The organism is Chitinophaga filiformis (assembly GCF_021646545.1).
GTDB classification, from domain to species: domain Bacteria; phylum Bacteroidota; class Bacteroidia; order Chitinophagales; family Chitinophagaceae; genus Chitinophaga; species Chitinophaga filiformis_A.
In genome coordinates this window covers 471,447-492,849 of sequence record NZ_JAKIRP010000003.1, presented here as the reverse complement: position 1 = coordinate 492,849, position 21,403 = coordinate 471,447, and the positions used below count along the sequence as shown (strand labels likewise).

Annotated in this window: 24 protein-coding genes; 6 read left to right on the top strand and 18 right to left on the bottom strand. The window is 44.3% G+C overall.

Annotated elements, in window-relative coordinates; translation table 11 throughout:
- Positions 1-147: 147 nt before the first annotated feature.
- From L3C95_RS11700 to L3C95_RS11655, 10 genes are all read right to left on the bottom strand, one after another.
- A complete protein-coding gene (locus L3C95_RS11700) occupies positions 148-1,650 on the bottom strand; it encodes a choice-of-anchor I family protein (protein WP_236386025.1) in 1,503 nt (500 codons plus the stop codon).
- A 207-nt stretch (positions 1,651-1,857) separates the two neighbouring features.
- Positions 1,858-2,184, bottom strand: coding sequence for an MGMT family protein (locus L3C95_RS11695; RefSeq protein ID WP_236386028.1), 327 nt, complete (start codon positions 2,182-2,184; stop codon positions 1,858-1,860).
- 242 nt (positions 2,185-2,426) lie between these two features.
- Positions 2,427-3,395 (bottom strand): zinc-binding alcohol dehydrogenase family protein, encoded by a 969-nt coding sequence (locus tag L3C95_RS11690; protein ID WP_236386030.1) that lies wholly within the window; start codon positions 3,393-3,395, stop codon positions 2,427-2,429.
- Between the two features lie 60 nt (positions 3,396-3,455).
- Entirely contained in the window at positions 3,456-3,854 is a 399-nt protein-coding gene (locus L3C95_RS11685; RefSeq protein ID WP_236386032.1) for a YybH family protein, read from the bottom strand.
- Between the two features lie 83 nt (positions 3,855-3,937).
- Positions 3,938-4,543: a Crp/Fnr family transcriptional regulator gene (locus L3C95_RS11680; protein ID WP_236386033.1), complete on the bottom strand. Its 606-nt coding sequence runs from the start codon at positions 4,541-4,543 to the stop codon at positions 3,938-3,940.
- 146 nt (positions 4,544-4,689) lie between these two features.
- The gene (locus tag L3C95_RS11675) at positions 4,690-6,039 is read right to left on the bottom strand and encodes a sensor histidine kinase (protein WP_236386034.1); all 1,350 of its coding nucleotides are present in this window, start codon (positions 6,037-6,039) and stop codon (positions 4,690-4,692) included.
- On the bottom strand, positions 6,017-6,691 hold the full coding sequence (locus tag L3C95_RS11670) for a response regulator transcription factor (RefSeq protein ID WP_236386035.1): 675 nt from the start codon (positions 6,689-6,691) through the stop codon (positions 6,017-6,019). Before L3C95_RS11670 ends, L3C95_RS11675 begins: the two co-directional genes overlap by 23 nt.
- Before the next feature lie 5 nt (positions 6,692-6,696).
- Positions 6,697-7,569 carry a hypothetical protein gene (locus L3C95_RS11665; RefSeq protein ID WP_236386036.1) on the bottom strand — a complete coding sequence of 291 codons (873 nt, stop codon included), beginning with the start codon at positions 7,567-7,569 and terminating at the stop codon, positions 6,697-6,699.
- Between the two features lie 22 nt (positions 7,570-7,591).
- Positions 7,592-7,930 carry a hypothetical protein gene (locus L3C95_RS11660; RefSeq protein ID WP_236386037.1) on the bottom strand — a complete coding sequence of 113 codons (339 nt, stop codon included), beginning with the start codon at positions 7,928-7,930 and terminating at the stop codon, positions 7,592-7,594.
- Between the two features lie 24 nt (positions 7,931-7,954).
- Positions 7,955-8,740, bottom strand: a complete 786-nt coding sequence (locus L3C95_RS11655) for a hypothetical protein (RefSeq protein ID WP_236386038.1) — start codon at positions 8,738-8,740, stop codon at positions 7,955-7,957.
- A 265-nt stretch (positions 8,741-9,005) separates the two neighbouring features.
- Between L3C95_RS11655 and L3C95_RS11650 the strand changes: the two genes are divergently transcribed.
- Entirely contained in the window at positions 9,006-9,476 is a 471-nt protein-coding gene (locus L3C95_RS11650) for a DinB family protein (protein WP_236386039.1), read from the top strand.
- A 10-nt stretch (positions 9,477-9,486) separates the two neighbouring features.
- Here L3C95_RS11650 and L3C95_RS11645 read toward each other — a convergent pair whose 3' ends face one another.
- Entirely contained in the window at positions 9,487-9,687 is a 201-nt protein-coding gene (locus L3C95_RS11645) for a hypothetical protein (RefSeq protein ID WP_236386040.1), read from the bottom strand.
- 182 nt (positions 9,688-9,869) lie between these two features.
- On the opposite strand from L3C95_RS11645, the gene L3C95_RS11640 reads away from it, so the two are divergent.
- Positions 9,870-10,595, top strand: coding sequence for an SDR family oxidoreductase (locus L3C95_RS11640; RefSeq protein WP_236386042.1), 726 nt, complete (start codon positions 9,870-9,872; stop codon positions 10,593-10,595).
- Positions 10,596-10,784: 189 nt separating this feature from the next.
- Here L3C95_RS11640 and L3C95_RS11635 read toward each other — a convergent pair whose 3' ends face one another.
- Both L3C95_RS11635 and L3C95_RS11630 read right to left on the bottom strand, forming a co-directional pair.
- Positions 10,785-11,438 (bottom strand): DUF1361 domain-containing protein, encoded by a 654-nt coding sequence (locus tag L3C95_RS11635; protein ID WP_236386043.1) that lies wholly within the window; start codon positions 11,436-11,438, stop codon positions 10,785-10,787.
- Between the two features lie 20 nt (positions 11,439-11,458).
- Entirely contained in the window at positions 11,459-12,205 is a 747-nt protein-coding gene (locus tag L3C95_RS11630; RefSeq protein WP_236386044.1) for a ferritin-like domain-containing protein, read from the bottom strand.
- A 456-nt stretch (positions 12,206-12,661) separates the two neighbouring features.
- Between L3C95_RS11630 and L3C95_RS11625 the strand changes: the two genes are divergently transcribed.
- On the top strand, positions 12,662-13,753 hold the full coding sequence (locus tag L3C95_RS11625; RefSeq protein ID WP_236386045.1) for an amidohydrolase family protein: 1,092 nt from the start codon (positions 12,662-12,664) through the stop codon (positions 13,751-13,753).
- A gap of 49 nt (positions 13,754-13,802) precedes the next feature.
- On the opposite strand, the gene L3C95_RS11620 is transcribed toward L3C95_RS11625, so the two are convergent.
- From L3C95_RS11620 to L3C95_RS11610, 3 genes are all read right to left on the bottom strand, one after another.
- The gene (locus L3C95_RS11620; RefSeq protein ID WP_236386046.1) at positions 13,803-14,162 is read right to left on the bottom strand and encodes a DUF6717 family protein; all 360 of its coding nucleotides are present in this window, start codon (positions 14,160-14,162) and stop codon (positions 13,803-13,805) included.
- A gap of 51 nt (positions 14,163-14,213) precedes the next feature.
- The gene (locus tag L3C95_RS11615; RefSeq protein ID WP_236386047.1) at positions 14,214-15,545 is read right to left on the bottom strand and encodes a M23 family metallopeptidase; all 1,332 of its coding nucleotides are present in this window, start codon (positions 15,543-15,545) and stop codon (positions 14,214-14,216) included.
- A gap of 296 nt (positions 15,546-15,841) precedes the next feature.
- A complete protein-coding gene (locus L3C95_RS11610) occupies positions 15,842-16,642 on the bottom strand; it encodes an alpha/beta hydrolase (protein ID WP_236386048.1) in 801 nt (266 codons plus the stop codon).
- Between the two features lie 84 nt (positions 16,643-16,726).
- On the opposite strand from L3C95_RS11610, the gene L3C95_RS11605 reads away from it, so the two are divergent.
- Positions 16,727-17,116 (top strand): winged helix-turn-helix transcriptional regulator, encoded by a 390-nt coding sequence (locus tag L3C95_RS11605; protein ID WP_236386049.1) that lies wholly within the window; start codon positions 16,727-16,729, stop codon positions 17,114-17,116.
- Positions 17,117-17,275: 159 nt separating this feature from the next.
- Here the strand turns inward: L3C95_RS11605 and L3C95_RS11600 are convergent, their stop codons facing one another.
- Positions 17,276-17,659, bottom strand: a complete 384-nt coding sequence (locus tag L3C95_RS11600) for a hypothetical protein (protein ID WP_236386050.1) — start codon at positions 17,657-17,659, stop codon at positions 17,276-17,278.
- A gap of 160 nt (positions 17,660-17,819) precedes the next feature.
- On the opposite strand from L3C95_RS11600, the gene L3C95_RS11595 reads away from it, so the two are divergent.
- Together L3C95_RS11595 and L3C95_RS11590 are read left to right on the top strand one after the other, a co-directional pair.
- Entirely contained in the window at positions 17,820-19,802 is a 1,983-nt protein-coding gene (locus L3C95_RS11595) for a sensor histidine kinase (protein ID WP_236386051.1), read from the top strand.
- Positions 19,792-20,430: a response regulator transcription factor gene (locus L3C95_RS11590; RefSeq protein WP_236386052.1), complete on the top strand. Its 639-nt coding sequence runs from the start codon at positions 19,792-19,794 to the stop codon at positions 20,428-20,430. Before L3C95_RS11595 ends, L3C95_RS11590 begins: the two co-directional genes overlap by 11 nt.
- Here the strand turns inward: L3C95_RS11590 and L3C95_RS11585 are convergent.
- Complete coding sequence (locus tag L3C95_RS11585) at positions 20,427-21,392, bottom strand: hypothetical protein (protein ID WP_236386053.1); 966 nt, start codon at positions 21,390-21,392, stop codon at positions 20,427-20,429. The genes L3C95_RS11590 and L3C95_RS11585 overlap by 4 nt on opposite strands.
- Between the last annotated feature and the right edge of the window lie 11 nt (positions 21,393-21,403).

The window sequence follows — 21,403 nt, the reverse complement described above, 5'->3', positions numbered from 1 at the left end:
ACTTATCTTGTCATTATGTTTTTTATTGCTTTTTATCGGGGGGAAATAATCGTATTAAAAATAAAAAAGCAAAGGGTAAAACGCATTAAAAAAAGGCCTCCATAGTTAATGCGAAGGCCTTTTTAATGAAGTATATTAGTCAGATTATTATAATGTTTTCGGCGTATATACTTTTAAAACGCCATCATCCTCATTGCTTATGATCAGGAGGCTCTTGCCGGTAGGGCTGTTTTTGGCTGGCACAAACAGTACTCCTTCAGGAGCATCGCCCGATTTCAGTATCTGAAGAAAGCTTGGAGCATTCGGTATAGATACATCGTAAATTGCTATAGCGTCTGCACGTTCCATGCCAATGAAAGCAATGTTCTTATTACCTACCTGTCCAAGAGTAATACCTTCCGGCTCAACACCTTTGTCATCACTGCGGGCATCGTCATAATAACCAGCGGCATTGGTCTTTACTTCTAATTCATTTTTACTGTCATAGATGAGAGAACCGTTAACGCCATTCCAAACGCTGAAGGAACGTGCACCAAAAGAGAAAAGTGTCTCATAAAGACCATCTCCGTTAGCATCGCCCAAAGTCTTGGTAATGTTCAGACGGCCCAGTTTAGCATCCGCCTGTAGCTCTGCAGCGTTAGGAAAAGCAGTAGGATCCAGTGCAATGTTTTTGATACGGTCAGCTTCTTTAAAAGCGGTGTATTCACGTACATCGCCTTCATTTACAGTAAACAGGTAAGGGATGCCTCCTGTTTGTAGTACAGCAATGGCATCAGGCTGATACATACCTTTAACAGACCATTTACCGAAGCCAACGCTATTATCCTTATCTGATGGATCGATGGTATTGGTATCGTTATTATAGTCCTTAAAGCCCAGTGGGAAAATATCGGTAGCAGTTTTTGTTGTCAGGTCAATCTTCCCGATAGCGTTATTTTCCTGCAAGGTAACCCAGGCAGTTTTTGAGTCTGGTGATACAGTGATATATTCTGGTTCCATGTCCTGGGCAAAGCTGGCATTAGGACCGAATACACGTAATCCTCTTTGCTGCAGGGCCGCCTGCTGTGAAGCGAAGCTGCTGAAATCAATTGTGACAACACTGTAGTTATCTTTTACACTGATCACAGAAACAGAGCCTATAGGATCGTTAGTATAAGTTGCATCGGGTTCACCCTCATTGGCAGTAAGAATATAGTTACCATCCGGGCTGAAGGTTACCATGTCCGGTAAAGATCCGGTAGCGATGGTTTTTATCTCCTGGTAATTGCTGGTATTATAAACAGTTACTTTACCAGGCTGTTGTTTGTCTAAAGCCTCTATGGCCGCGGCCAGCTTACCGTCGCTTACAGATACACTGTTAACTGCGCCGCTATTGGTCAGAATGGAGTCAACTAACTTCATTTTGGCGGGATCACTCATGTCTATAACATCGATCTTATTCCGGCCGCCGTTGTTTACTACAAATAGTCTTTTAGTGGAGGGGTCGTAAGCGCTGATCTCAGCTGCGCCTGCTATACCAATATCCAGTGTGCCAATTTCGGTGAATGTAGCAGGATCTTCATTAACAGTGGGCTCGTTGGGATGGTCGTCCTTGGAACAGGCAGCAGTCATCGCAAGGATAACAAAAGGTAACAGGTGTTTTAATTTCATATGTGTCATATAGGTTTTGAAGTCCGCAAGGGTACTAAACACATATGAACATATTATTAAGAAAATGTTTTTTAATTATTAATATCTGATGCCTCTGAGCACCATTCTTACTCTCCGGCACTTGATGGTATCATATTACGACGTTACCGATTCTAATGCCAACAGGGTAAAGTATGTATAAAATGCCCCTGACCGTTAGGTGGGGCCTTATAATTCCTGGCTTGGATCCCAGAAGAACTTCCTGAAGTTTACAACCTTGTCGCCTTTTACTTCCACTCCTTCCTTTTCAAGTAGTTTCTTCCTTGCTGCGATACCCGCCGGCTCTCCTGTCAGTTGTCCCTGGCTGTTCACCACACGCTGTGCTGGTACAGGTGGTTTTTCATGACCACAGGCGCCCATGGCATGCCCTACCATGCGGGAGTAGTTTCCCTTACCCAAGGCTTTAGCAATCGCTCCATAAGAAGTTACACGGCCTTTAGGTACTAATCTGGCAATCTCATAAACGAGTTTATTGAAATCCGGATCATTCATCATACAGAATAATTAATCTTTATGAAGATAGAGAATTCTGAATAACCAAGGTCCAGATTATGTAAGATATCAGATCAAGAAACCCGATATCCTGTAACCCAGCTTAGGTTTTATGGTTATTCAAAACTACAGGAGGGGATTTTCCGGTTTTTTGAAGCAGCTATTTGGCTGATCTGAAGAGCAAGTTTGAAGTGTTGACGGATGCGTTTGAGCAGTTATCCAGCTCGGAGAAAATATGGGATATTTCAGATAACCACCACAATCTTCCCATCCGCCGAATTGCTATCCATCAACCTATGCGCTGCAGCAATATCGTCCAGCTTAAATGTGCAACTGATATTGAGCTTTATATTACCCGCTTCCACATCACGGATAAACGCCTGGAAATGCTCCTTGTTCACCCTGATCTGACCAGTGCTGTACATAGTTAGACGGACCGTTGCCGGAATATATTCCATAGGCGCAAAATCACTGATGGACCACTGCTCTGAGAGCATACCCGCCATGCACACGGTACCTCCCTGTGCGGCACATTGCAATGAATCCTTTAATGTTCCGGTACCCACCAATTCAAGTATTTTGTCTATACCGGCAGGAAATGAGGCCTTAACTTTTGACGACAGATTACCATCATCAATGAGTACTTCATCAACACCATTATCTAAAAGCAGCTGTTCCTTTTCTGGTTTCCTGGTGGTGGCCACTATATACAGCCCCTCCTTTTTCGCGATCTGGGTAGCAAGCATGCCAATAGAAGAAGTGCCTCCCCTGATCAGTAAGGTTTCGTTCTTTTTAATGCCCAGTGCAAGATGCAATGATCCATAAACGGTCTGGAACATCTCTGGTATAGCGCCCAGTTGCTCCCAGCTTAAATGACTATGGAAAGGCGTAAGAATAGATCCGGGGAGTACCGCATATTCTGCATAGCTGCCGTCATACGCTCTTCCCATTTCGCCCATGAACGCAGCTACTTTTTCTCCTTTTTTAAATACTCCTGCCGGATCATTTTCAACTTCACCAACGCATTCAATGCCCAATACCCGGGGAAAAACAACGCTGGGCGATAAGCCTTTGCGTGTCATTAATTCTGACCTGTTCAACCCAAAAGCTTTTACCTTTATCAACACCTGGCCATCACCCGCAACAGGTACCGGTCTTTGCTCCAGTATAAAGTTTTCGGGACCACCAGGGTAGTATAATACTGCTGCTCTCATATATCCTTTGTTTAGATAATTATTAATTGCTTTATAGTCCGGGCCTGCATACGACTACCATCATTTCGGATGGTCTTCATCATAATTGAACATATACCGGTAGATCTTCCATGCTTTAGCTTCTTTACGAAGCACAAAGAAATCTCTACTCTGTATCGATTGTTGTCCGTTTACCGGATCATGAGTAGTAGCTACGGCTGTTGCCTGCACAAATGCATAGCGGGTATCTAATGCAATATCATGGACGGTGAAATCGATATGAAATTTTGTCCTTTTGAGGTAACTTCCATTATTCCTTGTGGATAGATCCAGGGTGGTAAATGTCTTAGTATCAGCGGCCATAAAAAGGCCATCCGAAGTGTAAAACAGATGTATCAGCGGAATATTCGCAGTATTTAACGTATCTGCATATGCAGTCAGTAATTGTTGAATCGCCTGCTTTTCTTCCTGAATGCCCATGATTATCCTTTTTGTAATGCAAAGGTGGCATCTTAAGGCAGGATCAGCCAATGAGGTATGTTAAGAAATACCCTTAATATAGTTTAAGGGTGCGGCTTTTGTGTCAGGTCTTTGCGCACCTTACTGAGGAATTCCGGAGTGATCCCAAGGTAAGAGGCTATCTGCGTGTTAGGCAAGCGGTTGGCAATATGAGGGTATTGTTCCAGAAATGACTGATAGCGCTCTTCTGCTGTTGAACTGATATTCTGCAATACCCTGTTCTGCAGGGCTATGAATTTTTGCTCGATGATGATCCTGAAATTGCGGTCGAATTTGTGATGGTTGATATAGAGGGAGAGCAGATCCGGATGTTTTATCTGTAAGATAACAGATGATTCCATCGCTTCTATATAAAGCTGGCTTGGTTTTTCAGCATAAAAGCTGGCCAGATCAGTAATCCAGTCATTCTCTGCTGCAAACTGGATATTGTGCTCCTTTCCATTCTTATCCACTGCATACATTTTAAAGCAACCGCTAATCACAAATGTAAAATGACGACATACATCTCCCTGTTGAAGAATAAACCCGCGACGCTTTACTTTACGCTCCGTAAAATGCACAGACAATTCATCACGCTCCTTGCTGTTGAGTGGGAAGTAATTTTTGAAATAGTTTATTAACTGTTTTACTGACGTATTTTCAGTACTCACAATCCAAAGAATGAAAGTTTATAATATAAATGAGTATTCCGCCATAGATGGTAAAGATAGTTAAATATGGAAGATCAGCGGTGCCCGTCCATAGGTAGCAGACGAAGGCTCTTTTAGTACTTTTTATCGCCCGAATGAAGATGTGATCAATGTGCTGAAGGAAATATCACATGGATGGTGGTACCAGTACCTACCTCCGAAACCACTTTCATTCTGATGCCATGATAGTCAGCAATACTTTTTACAATAGACAAGCCTAGTCCATAGCCCTCGCCATCCGTCGTATTCTTCTTCCGGAAACGGTTGAATATGGTGTCAATATCTGAGGGATCAATGCCTATTCCCGTATCCCTGATAGCAATGGCATAGGAGCCATCTGTCCTAAGCGTATCACTGATATGAATACTTCCATCGGGTCTGTTGTACCGGATAGCATTGTTGATAAGATTGTAGAATAACTGGAACAACAGATCATGGTTCAGTTTGCGCAACATAATATGCGGCTGCAGGGAGGCCGTGATGCTGATATTCTTGTCTTCCAGCCGGTGTGTCAGTTCCTGTATGATCTCGCTGATCATTTTCTCTGGCTGGATATTATCCTGCCTGGTATATTGATCATTTTCAATCCTCGATATTAATAGCAGTGAATGAACGATCTTCTTCAGGCGGTTGAGTGTCTTCATCATTTCCATGATCTTCTCCATCGCTGTTTCGTCAAGGTCATTTGACAGCAGCAGATTTTCCATCTTGGTCTGCAGGATGCCAATTGGCGTCATCAGTTCATGAGAAGCATTGGAGGTGAACTCCCTTTCCCTGTCAAAGTCTTCTTTTATCCTGTTCATCAATGCAATCAGGGAGTTGTCCAGGTACCTGAAGTCAATGGTTGTAGTCCGGATAGGAGGAGGAATTTCCTTGAAGGGAAATACAGGATTGATCAGTTTAGTCTGAATGATCGTTTGCAAAGGTTTTAGGAGGATACGCGTAAAAGAAATGTCCGTAAGCAGTGTCAGTATCGTCAGCATTCCTAATACATACAGGGCAATCCTTTGCAGCGGACCATTATACTGACTGATAGACGCAATTGTTTTACCAATCTCCAGCTCGTACAACTGGTCATTGTACTCGAAGGCCTGGTTCAGGATCCGGTACATGACAGTATCTCCCTCTATAATTCTTTGCGCGGTCTGGATAGTATCTGATGAGTAAATATGCCTCGCCCGTTCAAGGGAAATATACTCTTCCCGGAGCAGGGTATAACTGCCATATGTGGAATCTCCCTGCAGATAATAGTCTATACCGTTCGTCTGAATATTCGTCATTACCTTTTTTGCCTGCTGCTTTAACAGGCGGTTCGTGCTTTGAAAAGCCACCCTGTCTATGAGGGCAGGCAACAGTATAATGAAGAGAATGACCGTTGCTATCTTGGACAGGGTAGAGGTAAGCGTAAGTTTGGTAAGCAGCTTCACGATATGGTTATAGTTTAATTTTATATCCAACCCCTCTGATGGTTTGCAGCCATTCTACCGGTCCATGTTCAGTCAGTTTTTTACGGATGTTCTTTATGTGCACATCAATATAGTTGGAATCATAATCATCGTCCGAAAAACTTCCCCAGATATGCTCACTCAGCTGCATGCGTGTTAGTGGACGGTTCTTGTTCAGCAGCATATAACTCAGCAAGTCAAACTCTTTTTTCGAGAGGCCAATATCTGCATCTCCATACAATATCATCCTGGTATTTAAGTTGACAGTGAAATCGCCCAGTGCCACGAGGTTGTCTCTAAGCCCGGATTTCCTGCGACTGATCGCCTGCATACGTGACTGCAGTTCCAGCAGTGAAAAGGGCTTCGGGAGATAATCATCTGCTCCCAGGTCCAGCCCCTTTATACGGTCTTCCAGTTTACCACGGGCAGTGAGAATAATGTAAGAAGCTTCCGGACAGATCTTCTTGGCATCTTCCAGCACTAATAATCCATCCTTGTCTGGCAGACCAAGATCAAGCAGTATAAAGTCATAAGGACCTTCTTCCATGAGCTGTCTTGCCTGTTTGGCGGTAAAGGCAAGGTCACAAAGATATCCTGCCTTTATCAGGAAATCTTCCATTTCCAGTGCCATCCCTCTTTCATCTTCAATGATCAGTACTTTCATATCAATCAAAACTGGTAGTAAAAGCTCGCGGTGAAAAATGAATTGGCCTTTCCCGGATCAGACTGCGACTTTTGTCCGAGTAGAGAAAGCTGGTACTCTACCTCTATCATATAGCTCGCCCTGTTATAAGCCAGCGGCAGTTTCAGATTGTAGGACAGCAGATCATAGCTGGTTGTTGTCTCGGTAGTAGACGTGCTGCCTGTCCCGCCTCCCGGAGTGGTACCTAAAATGGGGGGAAGAATGCCCAGCAAACTATCTCTGATAGTTTTTTCCTGTATGTAATAGGTATAAAACCGTTGTGTGCCGGCTGTTACATCTATCAACGGCGTAAGTGTGACGATGTCTTTTGAGGTCAGGCTAAACAGGTTGATCTGTTTGCTGATACCCAGCGTAGAGAAGAAGTCATTCGTCTTTCCAAATGCGTAATCCACTCCCAGCGTAGTTGTGAGCCAGCCGCTGTGCGTAAGCCCCACAGCTGCTGAATGAGGATTGGCCGCTTGCAGGAAAGGAGAAAGCTTAGGATAAAAAGTATAATTATAGCTCAGCTCTGCCGACAAACGTTTACTCAGTTTAAAGGAAAAGCCTGCTCCTGCACTGTATGCAGAAACAACACGGTCATGGTCATTCAGTAAACGATAGCTGGTACCGGTCAGTGAGAAGCCTGAGCGATGCTGATATTTGGCTACTGCCGCTACATAGGCCATTCTTTCATCTGCTTTCTGACCGTAATAGTTCGCATTGTTGGCATAACTGGTTCCAATAGTAAGTGTGGATTTTTCAGCGGTAGCTGCACTGTCCTTTTGTAATGTACTGTCTGTCTGCGCCTGGCAGAAAGCACTGGCTAATAATATTGGCAGTAAAAAGAATATCTGTTTCATGGTTTTTCATTGAAGCGCTGTGCTATGGAACACGAACACCTATTTTCTTGATGACAATCTTTGGCTTGATGATTTTCGGTGTTTTTACAGGCGTTATCACTGATGGAACGGCTATAGGTTTCACCTGTTTTTTAGCCTTGGGAACCTCTTTAATAACCGGTTCCACAGGCAGCTCCTGCGTTGGTTCTACTGTTTCCGTCTCTACCGGCTTTTTGACAGGAATGGTGTCCATCCGCACGGCATCCGGGGGAATTACCTTGTAAGTAGGTTGGGGTAGTGTAGTACTACCCCAACTATAGAGGGAAATGATTGATAGTATAGCGGTTATTCCTACATGGCGATATATAGCCCCTTTGTTCATATTCACGACAGTATTAATAATGTGTTACCTCAGGCCTACCTTCATATTTGCTCCGACATGAGTAGCAGTTTTGATAGATGGCACTTTCACGGTATTGTGCACAGCTCCTGCAGCCTTGATAGATGAGGAAGCGGCAATTTTAGTATGATTTTTTACACCTGCATCTACTGATTTTACAGCTGCTTTTGTACCAACAGCAGTTTGTTTAATGTCGCTGTTGACATTTGTGGCGATATGCTGCGTGCTTTTAACAGTAGCATTAGTGGTGCCGACAGTTGTCTGTTTAATCTCACTGTTGACAGCAGTACCAACATTCTGCGTGCTTTTAACAGTGGTGTTAATGGTACCTGCAGCCGTCTGTTTTATGTCATTGTTGACAGCAGTGGCGGCGTTTTGTGTGCTTTTAACAGCCACGTTACTGGTACCCACAGCGTTCTCTTTTATGTCGCTATTGACAGCAGTCGTGGTGTTTTGTGTGCTTTTAACAGTCACACCGCTTGCACTGTTTACACTATTCTTTAATACATCTGCATGCTCTGTAGCAGCTGCAGAAATGTTTGTTTTGTCTTGAGCAGCAATGGCTGTACTGTTTTTAGTATTTACTCCTGTTGATGCATTTGCAGCTCCAGTAGACGCTGTTTTTACATTGCCTGATTTAACATCAGCCTGGGCATGAGTCTGCCCAGACATTGTTCCGTTCACTGAATTTGTCCCGACGGTCGCCGATTGTGTTGTCTTAACAGTTGCTTGCTGGGCAAATATAGCGTTTGAAAATAAAAAAGCAGCAATGACAAAAAGTGTTGTTTTCATACATTTCCAATTTTAAGTTAGTATTTATTGCTTGTTGATGCAAACTTAGATGCCCAACATGAAGAAAAAATGAAAAACGGCTTGTGGGGGAGAAGGCAGAATGCCAGAAAAATACTTGAAGCACGTTAAAATAATATCATGTGCAACAGGGGAGGCCTTCTGGTGTCATGGCCTGGTATTTGGGGTTCTCTGGGCAGGAACGGCTATTTTTTGCAATCGGGCATCGAAGAGGAAGTGATATCTTTATATAGTAACCATCACAGCTATGAATATTCTTACACAAATATCCACACATCTGCTGGACGTCATCGAGGGAGAAAACTGGACTGATGTAAATATTATGGATAGCCTGAAGGACGTAACAGTACAGGAAGCCACTTTGAAAACAAAAGCTTCGCCCAACACGATCGCAGCGCTGGTAAATCATCTTATCTACTGGAACCGGGTGATGATACAACGTATAAACGGGATCAGGGTAACCATACCTGATGTTAACGGATTTGATGTTCCCGGCTTAACAAGTGAACAGGATTGGACGAACCTGAAGAAGGAACTGGTAGCTTCTGCTTATGAACTGGCAGAGGCAATAAAAAAGGTAAATGAAAGCAGGTTGCCGGAGCCAATTGTGGCAGATCATTCATCCACTTATAGAAATCTGCAAGGTACGGTGGAGCATTTGCACTATCATCTGGGGCAGATTGTGATCCTGAAAAAGCTGATTAAGGCCGGTAATTAATTACACGGCCTCAATCATTTTCCTCTTCTTTTTCATCACTATCTTTCTCGTCATTTTCTTCAGCTTCCTCGCCAATCTTCCTGACAATGGAAGAGATTGGCCCTTTCATATGCTCCTCAGGATCCGGTCCGAGTGTTTCAGGGTCTGGCTTTATGCTGGAATCTTCTTTTTCTTTTTTGACGTCTTTATCTTTAGGATTGTCCTGTATCATAAAATATCATTTATTTATTGTTCAGGTAACAAAATCATGCCAAGGCATTAACACAATGAGCAGGTTTTACAGGCAAATGAATGGATTGTTTGAATTTCGCAAATGATGGTTTGATGTTCGTAACTGGTCTGATACCGTCCCTTCTTAATTTTGCTCATTCTTTATCGTAAACAGCACTATTCATGAAACTAACAGGAAATAAAATTTTAATTACCGGCGGCGCCAGCGGTATTGGACTGGGGCTTGCAGAAAGATTTCTACAGGAAGGCAATACCGTGTTGATCTGTGGAAGACGCGAATCTGCCTTAAAAGAGGTTACAGCTAAATATCCATCCATCATTACCAAAGTATGCGATTTGTCAGCAGAAGCTGGACGGGAAGATCTTTATAACTGGGTTGCCACCCAGCACAGTGATCTGAACGTACTGGTGAACAATGCAGGTATCCAGAACTGGATGAACATCACAGATGCGGACTTTTATCAACGTGCAAAAAATGAAATTGCTACGAACATCGAAGCACCGGTGCATTTGACTGCGCTATTCATTAAACTGCAATCACTGCATACGATTGTGAACGTGACCTCCGGACTGTCATTCGTACCACTGACTAAAGTACCTGTATACAGCGGCACCAAAGCCTTTTTCCATTCCTTCACACTTTCGTCAAAATACCTGCTCAAGGCAAGAGGCATAGAAGTGATTGAAGTGATACCGCCCGCACTGAATACCGATCTTGGTGGAAAGGGCCTGCACGATGCGGCCCCTCCGGTAAGTGATTTTTTAGACGCTATATTCACACAGTTAAAAGAAGGTAAAACAGCATTGACTTTCGGATTCACTGAAGCCGTGTCGAAAGCCGGCTCGGAAGAGCTGAATAGCGCTTTTAACAGGCTGAACCCAAGCTGACGGGGTGGTAACTCAAAAAGCTCCTGCCTGGCTTATTAGGCTTATCAGATGACACTATTTTACAAACAATAGTGTCATCTGATTCTGCGGGGACAGCCCCGGGATGATAATAAGCCGGGAACAAAACACCAATCGGCTCCGCTAGGTGCGGGGTGTTTGTAGCGCCGGTTTCAACCCGGCAACGTGTCTTTATAACCGGTTGACAACCGCGGGTAATCGGAATTGTTTTAACGTGAAATAAACAATGCCAAACATAGTTCCGAACAGAAAGGTAAACGCCCACATCATGACATGCTCCTGTGGCCGGAAAATATGCACGGAGAATGTATATAGAAGCTTTTGCGGCTCGGTAACGGCATCCCAGCTATTGAAACGCAGGTACCTGCCTATATAGACGCCATAGCCGCATAATATAAAACTAATGATCACAGAAATCTTTACCCATCCGTCTCTCAGGTGCCCTGACAAAAACTGTTCTATCTGCATAAGCGATACAATCCCCAGTAGAAGACCGTTCCATGCTGCCGAAGTTACCAGTAGCAGATCAAACCATTTAGGAACGGGCGGCTTTTCTGTATAATGAAAAAGATCTGTTATGATATAAGCAGCATTCGGAAAGAATGCCAGCCAGCAGGTGAGGAGAAGTATTGCCCTGAGATTGAACCTGTTCTGCCGGATCAGCGAACGGCTGAATAATAAAGGCAATATTGCCAGGAAGGTATTCCAGATGTAAAAACCGTAAACCAGCTCTTTCGTGTACATCACCCTTGTTAACAACAACAGCATGGTAAAGGATACTGATACCAGCAGCATTCTTTCAAGTGGAGAAATGTTCTTTAACATTGACAAAATAATTTAAAACATTAGTGTGCAATAACACTGTTTCTGAATATAGCGCTGTTAGCAGTGATGCGATTGATGATCCTATTGTACTTGTATCTCATCTTGAGCATAAATTTCCCAAGCGTGTTACCACCTGCTTTGAACAGCTTCCTGTGCGCCATCCACACCACGAGTGCCGTAGAGAAGAAGAAAACATAATAGACCTTCAGGGCGATTGTTTTCCCTAAAGCGGTCTTACTATTGAAGATGATCGAAAGCCGCTCGGTCTGAAACGCAATATGAGGCGCTTCATCAATGAGTATATCGGTACAGATCTGCTTCAGTAACTTACAGCGGGTAGCATCTTTCATGGACTGATAGAATATTTGTGCGGTACTTTCAACAACTGTAACGGTGAGTGTCCATATTTCCATATTGGCGTTGAAATACCTCACTTTTCTGAAAAGAGTATCGCCGAGGTCCGCTTTGATCCTTGGCTTTCCTATTCTGTCCAGGTAAGTCCCTAAATTGTTGCCATGTTTCTGTTCTTCCTTTATAAACAGCGCGGTAGCTTCAATATAAGCCAGGTCATTTATCTGCTTTGCGTACCTGGTTACTGCCTGCAGTAGATGCCGGCCGTCAGATGTCTCTCCCAGCTGCCAGGCTTGCAGAGAGTGGAGTATTGTTGAAATTTCCTGTTCAGAAATATCGGGGTTCAAAGACCAGTCTATACGTCGCTGTTTTGCGTTTTCTTCGAAGTACAAAATCCACTGATTACTTGTCTTCATGTGTTATATTTTTCATAGTGAGTACAGGTCGTAATTGTTCTATATATACTTTGTGTTTCAAAGTGTAAAGGCAAAAAAATGACAAGACAATGCCTATATCAGACTATCAGCATTATGCTTGTCCTGATTCAATGAACCGGGTTACTGAAGTGTACAAAAGATGATGCTACCATCGGGTTCGGGAACCATTATGGTATCCTTTGACGTGCAACTGCCGGCAATAGGTAAACATATAGGTATTCGGCTAACTGCATTACCATGAATGGGTTACAAGTTAATGCAGGCCGGTGTTCCTCAATGTCTGAAAAGTGTTTTTAAAGCACTTTGAATGACAAAGTAAATGAATAATTTTTAACTTTCAACAAAATATTTTTGCTTTCCTTTTACCGCTCATAAAGCTTGCCTTTGATACTTATGATCTTTTTATAAATTTAGAATAAACTATCTCTAGAACATATGCGTAAACTGTCTATTGTCGCCTGTGCCTTACTAAGTACCAGCTCTATGTGTTATGGCCAGGAAAGACCCACCATTGATTTTGAAAAATACGACCCGCCTTCCTCCCTGGTAGTACCGGAACATAAACTGACAAAGGCGAAGTTCCCTTTTATAGATGTGCATAATCATCAGAATGGCTTGTCGTCGGGAAACCTGCGGGACCTGCTACAGGATATGGATGCCCTGAACATGAAAGTGATGGTGAATCTTAGTGGTGGAAACGGCAGCCGCCTGAAAGCGCAGACAGACAATGTAAAGAGTAAGGCGCCAAACAGGTTTATCATTTTCGCCAATATTGATTTCAGCGGCATAGGAGAGGAGGGCTGGACGGAGAAAGCCGTGCGTCAGCTGACAGAAGACGTGAAGAATGGTGCAAACGGTCTGAAAGTATTCAAGAACCTGGGACTTAGTGTACGTGATAATAACGGCAAGCGGGTAGCCATTGATGATCCCCGGCTGGATGCCGTATGGGACCAGTGTGGTAAACTGAAGATCCCCGTCTTGATACATGCCGCTGATCCCAAACAATTCTGGCAGCCGGCGGATAATAACAACGAACGCTGGCTGGAATTGATTACTCATCCGGGCCGCAAACGCAGTAATACTGATCCGGCACCCTGGGAACAGATCATTGAGGAGCAACACCGCATGTTCAGGAAACATCCGGCTACCACCTTTATAAATGCGCATTTCGGCTGGTACGCGAGCGACCTGGCTCATTTATCGCAACTGATGGAACAGATACCGAATATGTATGTTGAATTTGGAGCAGTGATTGCTGAACTGGGGCGTCAACCGAGGATGGCAAGACAATTCTTTGAGAAGTATCAGAACCGGATCCTTTTCGGTAAAGATTCCTGGCAGCCGGAAGAATATACCACGTATTTCCGCGTACTTGAAACTGCAGATGAATATTTCCCGTATCACAAAAAGTATCATGCTTTCTGGCGTATGTATGGTATGGCGCTGCCGGATGATATATTGAAGAAAGTATATTATCAGAATGCGTTGAGGATCATTCCTGGAATAGATAAGAGTTTGTTTGAATAATATCACATTAAAAAAGGGGCTGATTTCTCAGTCCCTTTTGGTTATAACATCAATCGTTATTTGTTACCGGACTAACATAAATAGCTTCCGGAAGGTCTGCAAATACATGTTCTGTAACCGCGCAAAGCCACATCGGATGGTTGACAGGTTCGCCCATATATGTTTCCATTATATAATTGCCCCCACCTATGGAATCACGTAAGTCGCTAACCAGTTTAACCGTATCCGATCCCTCAAAAGGTTCGTCGCTGATGTCAATAAAACATTCGTTGGTATCACCACTAATCTTGTCAAGCATAGTATCCGCACCTTCAACCATTTCCAGCTCGCTGATACTGCCTTCCCATCCCGGAAGATCAATGTACCACCTGTTTGAGGGAGACTTGTAAAATCTGAATGTGTGTCTCATCTCCGAATATTTAAAGGTGGCAAAGGTATTGATTTCTTCCTGAACACAACGCTAATCAACCTGTATCCAGCCATTCAGCTCTTCATAGTTAACAAACTGGTAGATACCATTGCTGCCTAAAACGTTAATATCTTTCCCCTTGGGAATCGTCGTTTTCACAGCCGCTATGCTGTCGGGTGCGTCGAATAAGCGTGTGCTTGTTTTAGTGAGCAATCGTTTATACGGCTGTCCGGATACAGATTTGCTCTCTACAAATCCTTCCCGGCTATCAGGCAGCACTACTTTATACCAGTTGCCTGTGGCAGCCATCACATACATAATGTAGTTTGCCGGCAATTTTTCCAGAGAGGTGCTGTTTTTTATGGGAGAAGCATACAATGGCGTTGCAGTTGTGCTGCGGGCAGTTTGCCGGAGTAGGCTGGTATTGGCCTGTACTGTTGCAGGTTCTGGTCTGTTCCTGCTTACAAATGGTAGTGGATCAACGGCGCCGCTGTTGGTATATATGCCAAAATGCAGATGAGTGGGTGTTGTACGGGCATTACCTGTATTGCCCATCAGGCCCAGCGTATCGCCCGTACGTACTCTTTGCCCTTCTCTGACCAGTTGTGAGTCAAGATGTGCATAATACAGGGCATATGGTTTCCCGTTTGGAGATAAAAAGACCACTTTCCCTCCCAGGTTGGTCTGTCGGGTACTGGTAACAATACCATCCGCCGCTGCCACTACCGGTGTCCGGAATTTGCCGAAGATATCGATCCCTTCATGACTACGGGCGCCTTTATCGCGTCTGTCACCCCAGAAACTGCCGATCCGGTGATCCATATTGCCTGCCACCGGAAATGCCAGTGAGGGGGCTGTATTGATGCTCACAGTATATTCACCGCTTTGCAGTAACTCTGGTTGCAGACGAAGTAAAAAACGGCCGTTTCGCTCTATCTCGTACTGTAAGCTGCCGGTAACAGTATCTGCCGTAGCCAGCAGCCGTGGTTTCTCACTCCCTTCTGCCGGTTGCCAGAGCTCGGTGAAAAGTTGCAGGCGGACTGATGATTTTACAGTGATCTGAACATCCAGCCTGTCACCACGACGCGCTGTAAAAAGATAACCGGCAGCATCCGGTTTCTCTGCAGCAAAATACCCCGTTTCCCTGTAAGGCAACGTTACTGTCAATGGACGGACCAAGGCCTTTTCTGCAGCCGCAAACCACAGGCTGCCCATTGTACTGGTACCCAGTCCGGCGTCTGTAATACGGCTGGCATACTGCTCATGGGCGGTTTTCTTTGCAAATAAGCCCCGTTTTGACGACGAACACGCCGTGCATACAAGAAGGCAGTATATGAAAAAAAGCCCCGTAATCGGGCTGTTATATGCTATTCTGTTGATCATAACGATGTGTTTCAGAGTAAAGCATACAATTGTCACGCCAGTCGTTGACAAGTCAACTCCCCCCTCTTTGGATGCCCTTCCCTGTTACTCATCCTACCTTGACCGAAGGTCAGGCGAATCTCTACCGGATTCATGCTATCGGTTCTATTGTCCTGATGTGGGGATATGACCAGGATGTAACTAGCATATGACCAGGATTAACTTCCGATTATCCTCCGATTTGATCGGAGGATAATCGGAAGTTAATCCTGGTCATATGCTAGTCATATGCAACTCATATGCTCCGAAATGCCTCATTATTTTGCAAATGACTCGAGCAAAGCCGCCGTTTTCTCCGGTGCTGTGATCATGGCATCATGCCCTGTTGCCAGCGAATAATACTTCCAGTCCTTACTATTCTTCGTTTTTTCAGCAAAGGGCACTATCGAAGGCAGCATTTTGACGGTACAGGCTATGTAGATCAGGGGAAGATGATTACCGTAGGGGTGCTGTAATGTCAGTTTTTGTGTAAATGTCCGGAAAGGATGACCTGACAGTCTTGCATTTACCCAACTGGCATCTGCAGGCTTGCTTACTCCGAATGTCTCTGCGGGCCATGCCGGGATAGTAAGGCCGCTGTCTTTTTCTGCGGCTTTTGACATGGCATCCTGCACCGCTTCCGGCTGAATAGAGAATGCACTCTGGCCGTTCTCCGGTAGTATCGCATCCAGAAATACCAGTTTGCTCAGCCGCTCAGGAATTCTGTCGGCAACACCGGCAATTACGGTTCCTGCATAGCTATGGCCTACAAGTATCACATTATGCAGATCTTCCATTTCAATAAGGTTGACAATATCTGAGATATGAGTTTCCAGATTGACGGCAGGACTCAGTATATTCTTGTGCTCTGCCAGTCCGCTGAGCGTAGGCGTATATACAATACCTCCATGTTCCCTCAGCTGACTGCTTACGCGTTGCCAGCACCAGCCGCCATGCCAGGCGCCATGTACCAGTACATATACGGGATGTTTGGAAGAAGGTGATTGTGCGTGTGTATCCGTTAACATGAAAACGGATATCAACAGGAGGAATGCCAGTCTGACTTTTCTTATTTTCATAATGTTTATTTTTGAGGCAAATTTATCCCGGCCTATTATGGCTGGCAATAACTCACCCGAAAGTGAGCCTTTAAATGAATCTATATGGCGAGCAAGATTAAGGAGAATTCTACCAATGCATATAACCTGAAAATACTGGCTGCTTCCTGTGAAGTGAATGAAATTCTGAAGATGATCAGTCCCCGGTGGAAGATGCAGATCCTGTACTGCATCTCACAGGGCGTACGGCAGTTCAGTCGCCTGAAAGAAGCCTTTCCTTCCCTGTCGGATCAGGTATTGGGGAAAAGGTTGAAAGAGCTGGTGGATGAAGGATTGGCAGAAAAAACAATGTTGCCTGATACAGTGCCTCCACAAACCATTTATACGCAGACAGAGAAAGGAGCCGCACTGCTGGCTATTATCCTGGACCTGCATCTGTGGGGCAAAAAAGACTGGGGATCTGGTCCTATGGAGTTCTGTAAATTTTCTAAGTAGAAAGTGAGAAGTATAACAAGATGCTCAGCGTTATTTTAACAATGATAAACCGCTATCAGGCATTCGAATAGCAGAAGGTGTATCAGACTTGATGATACACCTTCGTTTTGCTGGGATTTCAACAAAAGATGTGACTTTTTATATACAGATATATCAGTGTCAAAAGCTGTAGGTGGCCGACGTATTGAGAATTTCTCCCGTTGAAATACCTTCTTTTTTCAAATCCCCATCCACAAAGATCTGCACTTTTAATGATGAAGAAGCATTTACTCCCGATCCGACTACTGCTGCTGTTACCAGTACAGTGCCCGGTGGAACGGTGATCTCTGGACTGGTCCATGTGGCGCCACTAAGTCCGGTAGCAGTTGTCTGATGGCCATCATAAGCATAGGCAGCTGCAGTGAGTGTGCAACCTGCACTGGCGATAGCTTTGAATACAACTTTATGGGAAGAAGATGATGGTTTGTTATCATCGTCTTTTGAACAGGCAGTAAAAGTTGAGGCGAACATCAATGCCAGAAGGGCGTTTCTTAAAAATTTCATACATGCAAAGTTTGGTAAAATGCCTACTCTTTCAGTTAATCAGTTTTCGGCGTCCCTGTTATCGGAAAACAAAGTTATACTTGCCCGTTAGCCATGACAATACCGGGAACCCATGATTTATTTCTACCTGTTTCCAGGTATTTCTTTAATTTTACCCACCATGATCCGTGTACTTAACCTTGTAGCATTATTCGTAGTAATCTCTTTATGTAGCAAAGCACAGTTGCCCCTTGATCAGCAGAGATATTATGATAGCTTGACAACCATATTACAGCATACACGCTCCGACAGTATAAAGGCGAGAGCTCATTATGCACTGGTATATTACTGGGTGCCCAGAGATACGGCAAAGGCCAGGCAATGCCTGGATGAAGCACGTAGGTTGAGTAAACAGTACCCCTTCCTGCAGGCTATTTCCTACGGACATGAAGGCTATATCTATTATAGTTCCGATATCGACAGGAGTGATGCTTCTTTTGCCGTCGCAGACAGTCTTCTAAACAGCTTTGCCACAAAGGAAGCATACCAGGCAAGAGCAAACGTATGGATAAACCGTGCAGCCATCCGGCAGAGAAAAGATGATGACAGGGGCTACATTGATATTGTGCTGAACAGGGCCATTCCATATGCACTCAAAGCAGGCGATAGTGCTATTGTGGCTTCACAATATGTAGGTGTAGGTCTCGCATTTATGAACCTGGAACAATACGACAAAGCTGAACCTTACTTTGATAAAGCTATCAGGATCTTTCAATCTATCAACACACAACCATCAAGATTAGTGGCCGCGCTGAACAGGGCAGGAGAGAATTACGTCTACCTGAAGAAATATGATGAGGCGAAGAAAATAGTCGCCACTGTAAAAACACTGCTTGCTCCCTATCCCGATTCAGAGTTGTATGCCGTGCATTATATGGTGGAAGGATTGTGTTATTTACATGATCAGCAGTATACACAGGCAGAGGCTAGTTTTAATAAAGGAATAACGGCTGCCCGGGGACCTAATAAAGCTTATGTGATACAGGAACTCTCATTCTATAAGGTAAAAGCATTACTGGCCAATAAAAAATATGAACCGGCAAAACAGCAACTCCTGGAACTTTCCAGTAATGAGGAAGTGATGGAGCTCGGCAGCAGCAGACTGGAAATATATGAGGGACTGGCAACGAGTTATGCAGGCCTCGGACAGATGAAGCCTGCCTATGAATGGATGAAACAGGCCCGACACCTGAGCGATAGCCTGCATGAAAGTGATCTCGCTAATGATATCAATGACCTCGAAATAAAGTACCAGCGCGCTGAAAGTCAGAAGGAGATCATTACACTGAAAGCAAAAAATGAACAGGCAGCCCTCTCAGCAAAGAACAGCCGTTTATATATATTACTTCTTGCTTCAACTACTTTACTTTTACTGATAGTGGCCACATTTGCATTGTTGTACTATCGTAGTAACAGAAAGTTGCTCATGCAAAAAGAACTGAACCATCGGCAGGAATTGAAGGACATTGAGCAACAACAACGCCTGCAATTCGGGCAGGCCGTGTTACAGGGGGAGGAACAGGAACGCCGTAGGCTCGCCAGAGATCTGCATGATGGCCTGGGAGGAATGCTGGCAGGTGTGAAAATAAACCTGTCAGGCCAGGTAGAGAAGATAGCAGCTGAACAACAGGGGGAACTCCGGAAGACCATCAGCCAGCTGGATGATTCAGTGACAGAGCTGCGCCGTATTGCCCACAATATGATGCCGGCCAACCTGTTGAAGTTTGGGTTGCAGACCGCACTGAAAGACTTAAGTGAATCGTTGATGACAGCTGCTGTAAAAATAGATTTTCAGGCTTATGGTATTGAACCGTCTATGCCGGAACAAACACAGATAAACATCTACCGCATTGTACAGGAACTGCTGGCAAATGCTATGCGTCATGCAGAAGCCAGTAATATTATCCTGCAATGCAGCCAGGATGGAGATACCTTCCTGATCACTCAGGAAGACAATGGGAAAGGTTTTGACACTTCCGTCAACGGAAAGGGTATAGGACTTAGTAATATCAGGAACAGGGTAGGCTTCCTGAGGGGAATGATGGACATTACATCTGTTATCAACGAAGGAACTACAATAAATATAGAACTACATGTCGGATAATAAGACCACACTTGCCATTGTGGATGATCATCCAATTGTACAGGAGGGACTACAAAAACTGCTGGTTAATGCGGCCGATATCAGCATTGTGGGTTGTTTTACCACAGGGACAGACTTTATCCATTTCCTGAAGAGGCACGCTATAAATATTGTGCTGCTGGATATCAGCCTGCCTGATGTTAGCGGCATCGATCTTTGCAGGGAAATAAAGAAGCTATCGCCAGATACCAGTGTGCTGGCATTGAGCAATCACAGTGAACGCAGTATGGTGCTGCAGATGTTGCAGAATGGCGCAACAGGGTACCTGCTGAAGAACATCTCCGGAGAAGAATTAATATCATGTATTAACGAGGCATTGAACGGACAACTCACTTTCAGTCATGCGGTGAAAGAGATCTTGTCCAGGCCCTCTGTGAATGAATTAAAAGATATTCCCAGGCTGACCAAAAGGGAAAAAGAAATCCTGCAACTCATTGCCGATGGTATGACTACAACTGATATTGCCGGAACATTACATTTAAGTCCGTTGACAGTAGAAACGCATCGCAAAAGCCTCTTGCAGAAATTTGAAGTCAAAAATGTGGCAGCGATGATCAGGGCAGCGATTGAGCTGAAGCTAATACCCTAATTGCCATGTTCCGCCCTCTGTTTAACGATCTGTAATATATTATTCTGAATATCTTCCATGATCCAGCCGGCCCACCAGCTGGCATAGAAGTTAAAGGATGTGGTCAGTTTGAAGTGACTGTACAGATGTAATCTGTATGTATGATCGTTTAGAGCCTCAAGCTCATAAGTGCCGTTCAGTACATCAAAATAGTCGCCGCCCACTACTATATGTTCATCCATCGTGGTAGATGGAATATCATATGGATTTGCCTTAATAGTAAAACTCATTTTCTGCTGATGTAGGTAATCTGTTACAGTTTCGTCGAATATCAGGCCTTTATCAAAGATGGCCTTACGGAAGGCGCCCGGTCCCTCAAAGTTCAGTTCTGCTTTTATCGGACGGGGAAATCCGAGGAACCTTGTGAACCATCCTTTATCCTGTGCTTCGCTGATTTCTCTTACGCGTGTTACATTATTCCAGATCTGTTCTTTATTGGCATGGATATCTATGTAGGTATCCGCCTTGTAGCGGCCAGGTATTTTGGCAATGCGTTGTTCGATAGGAGAGATGAACAAGGGTAGCAATAGAATGAGCGAGATGTACATCTTCTCATTTTTATGTTTTTTGATCTTGTAGTGCCCTGCTATTAAGCCTCCTATGGATGCCGCTACGAGAAAGAGCGGCATGATCATGATCCAGCATGCCCAACCTTCAATTTTAAGCAGTATTGTAACAATAAAGAAGATAGAGAGTGGTAGCCATGGCATGCATATACGGTAGGCTCTTGAATATACCTTTTCAATGGGAGCAAGCTTGATGGCTAATGCGCCGAGACCGAAAGGGACAAAGAACAGGAAGGCAAAGGTCATCAGCTTAAAAAAATCGCCTGGCACGGTCTCGCTGAAAAGACCACGGACAATTAACGCAAATACAACCGGTACGAGGGTTGCGATCAGGTTGTTTTTATCTGGAAATTTCATATGTAAGGGAA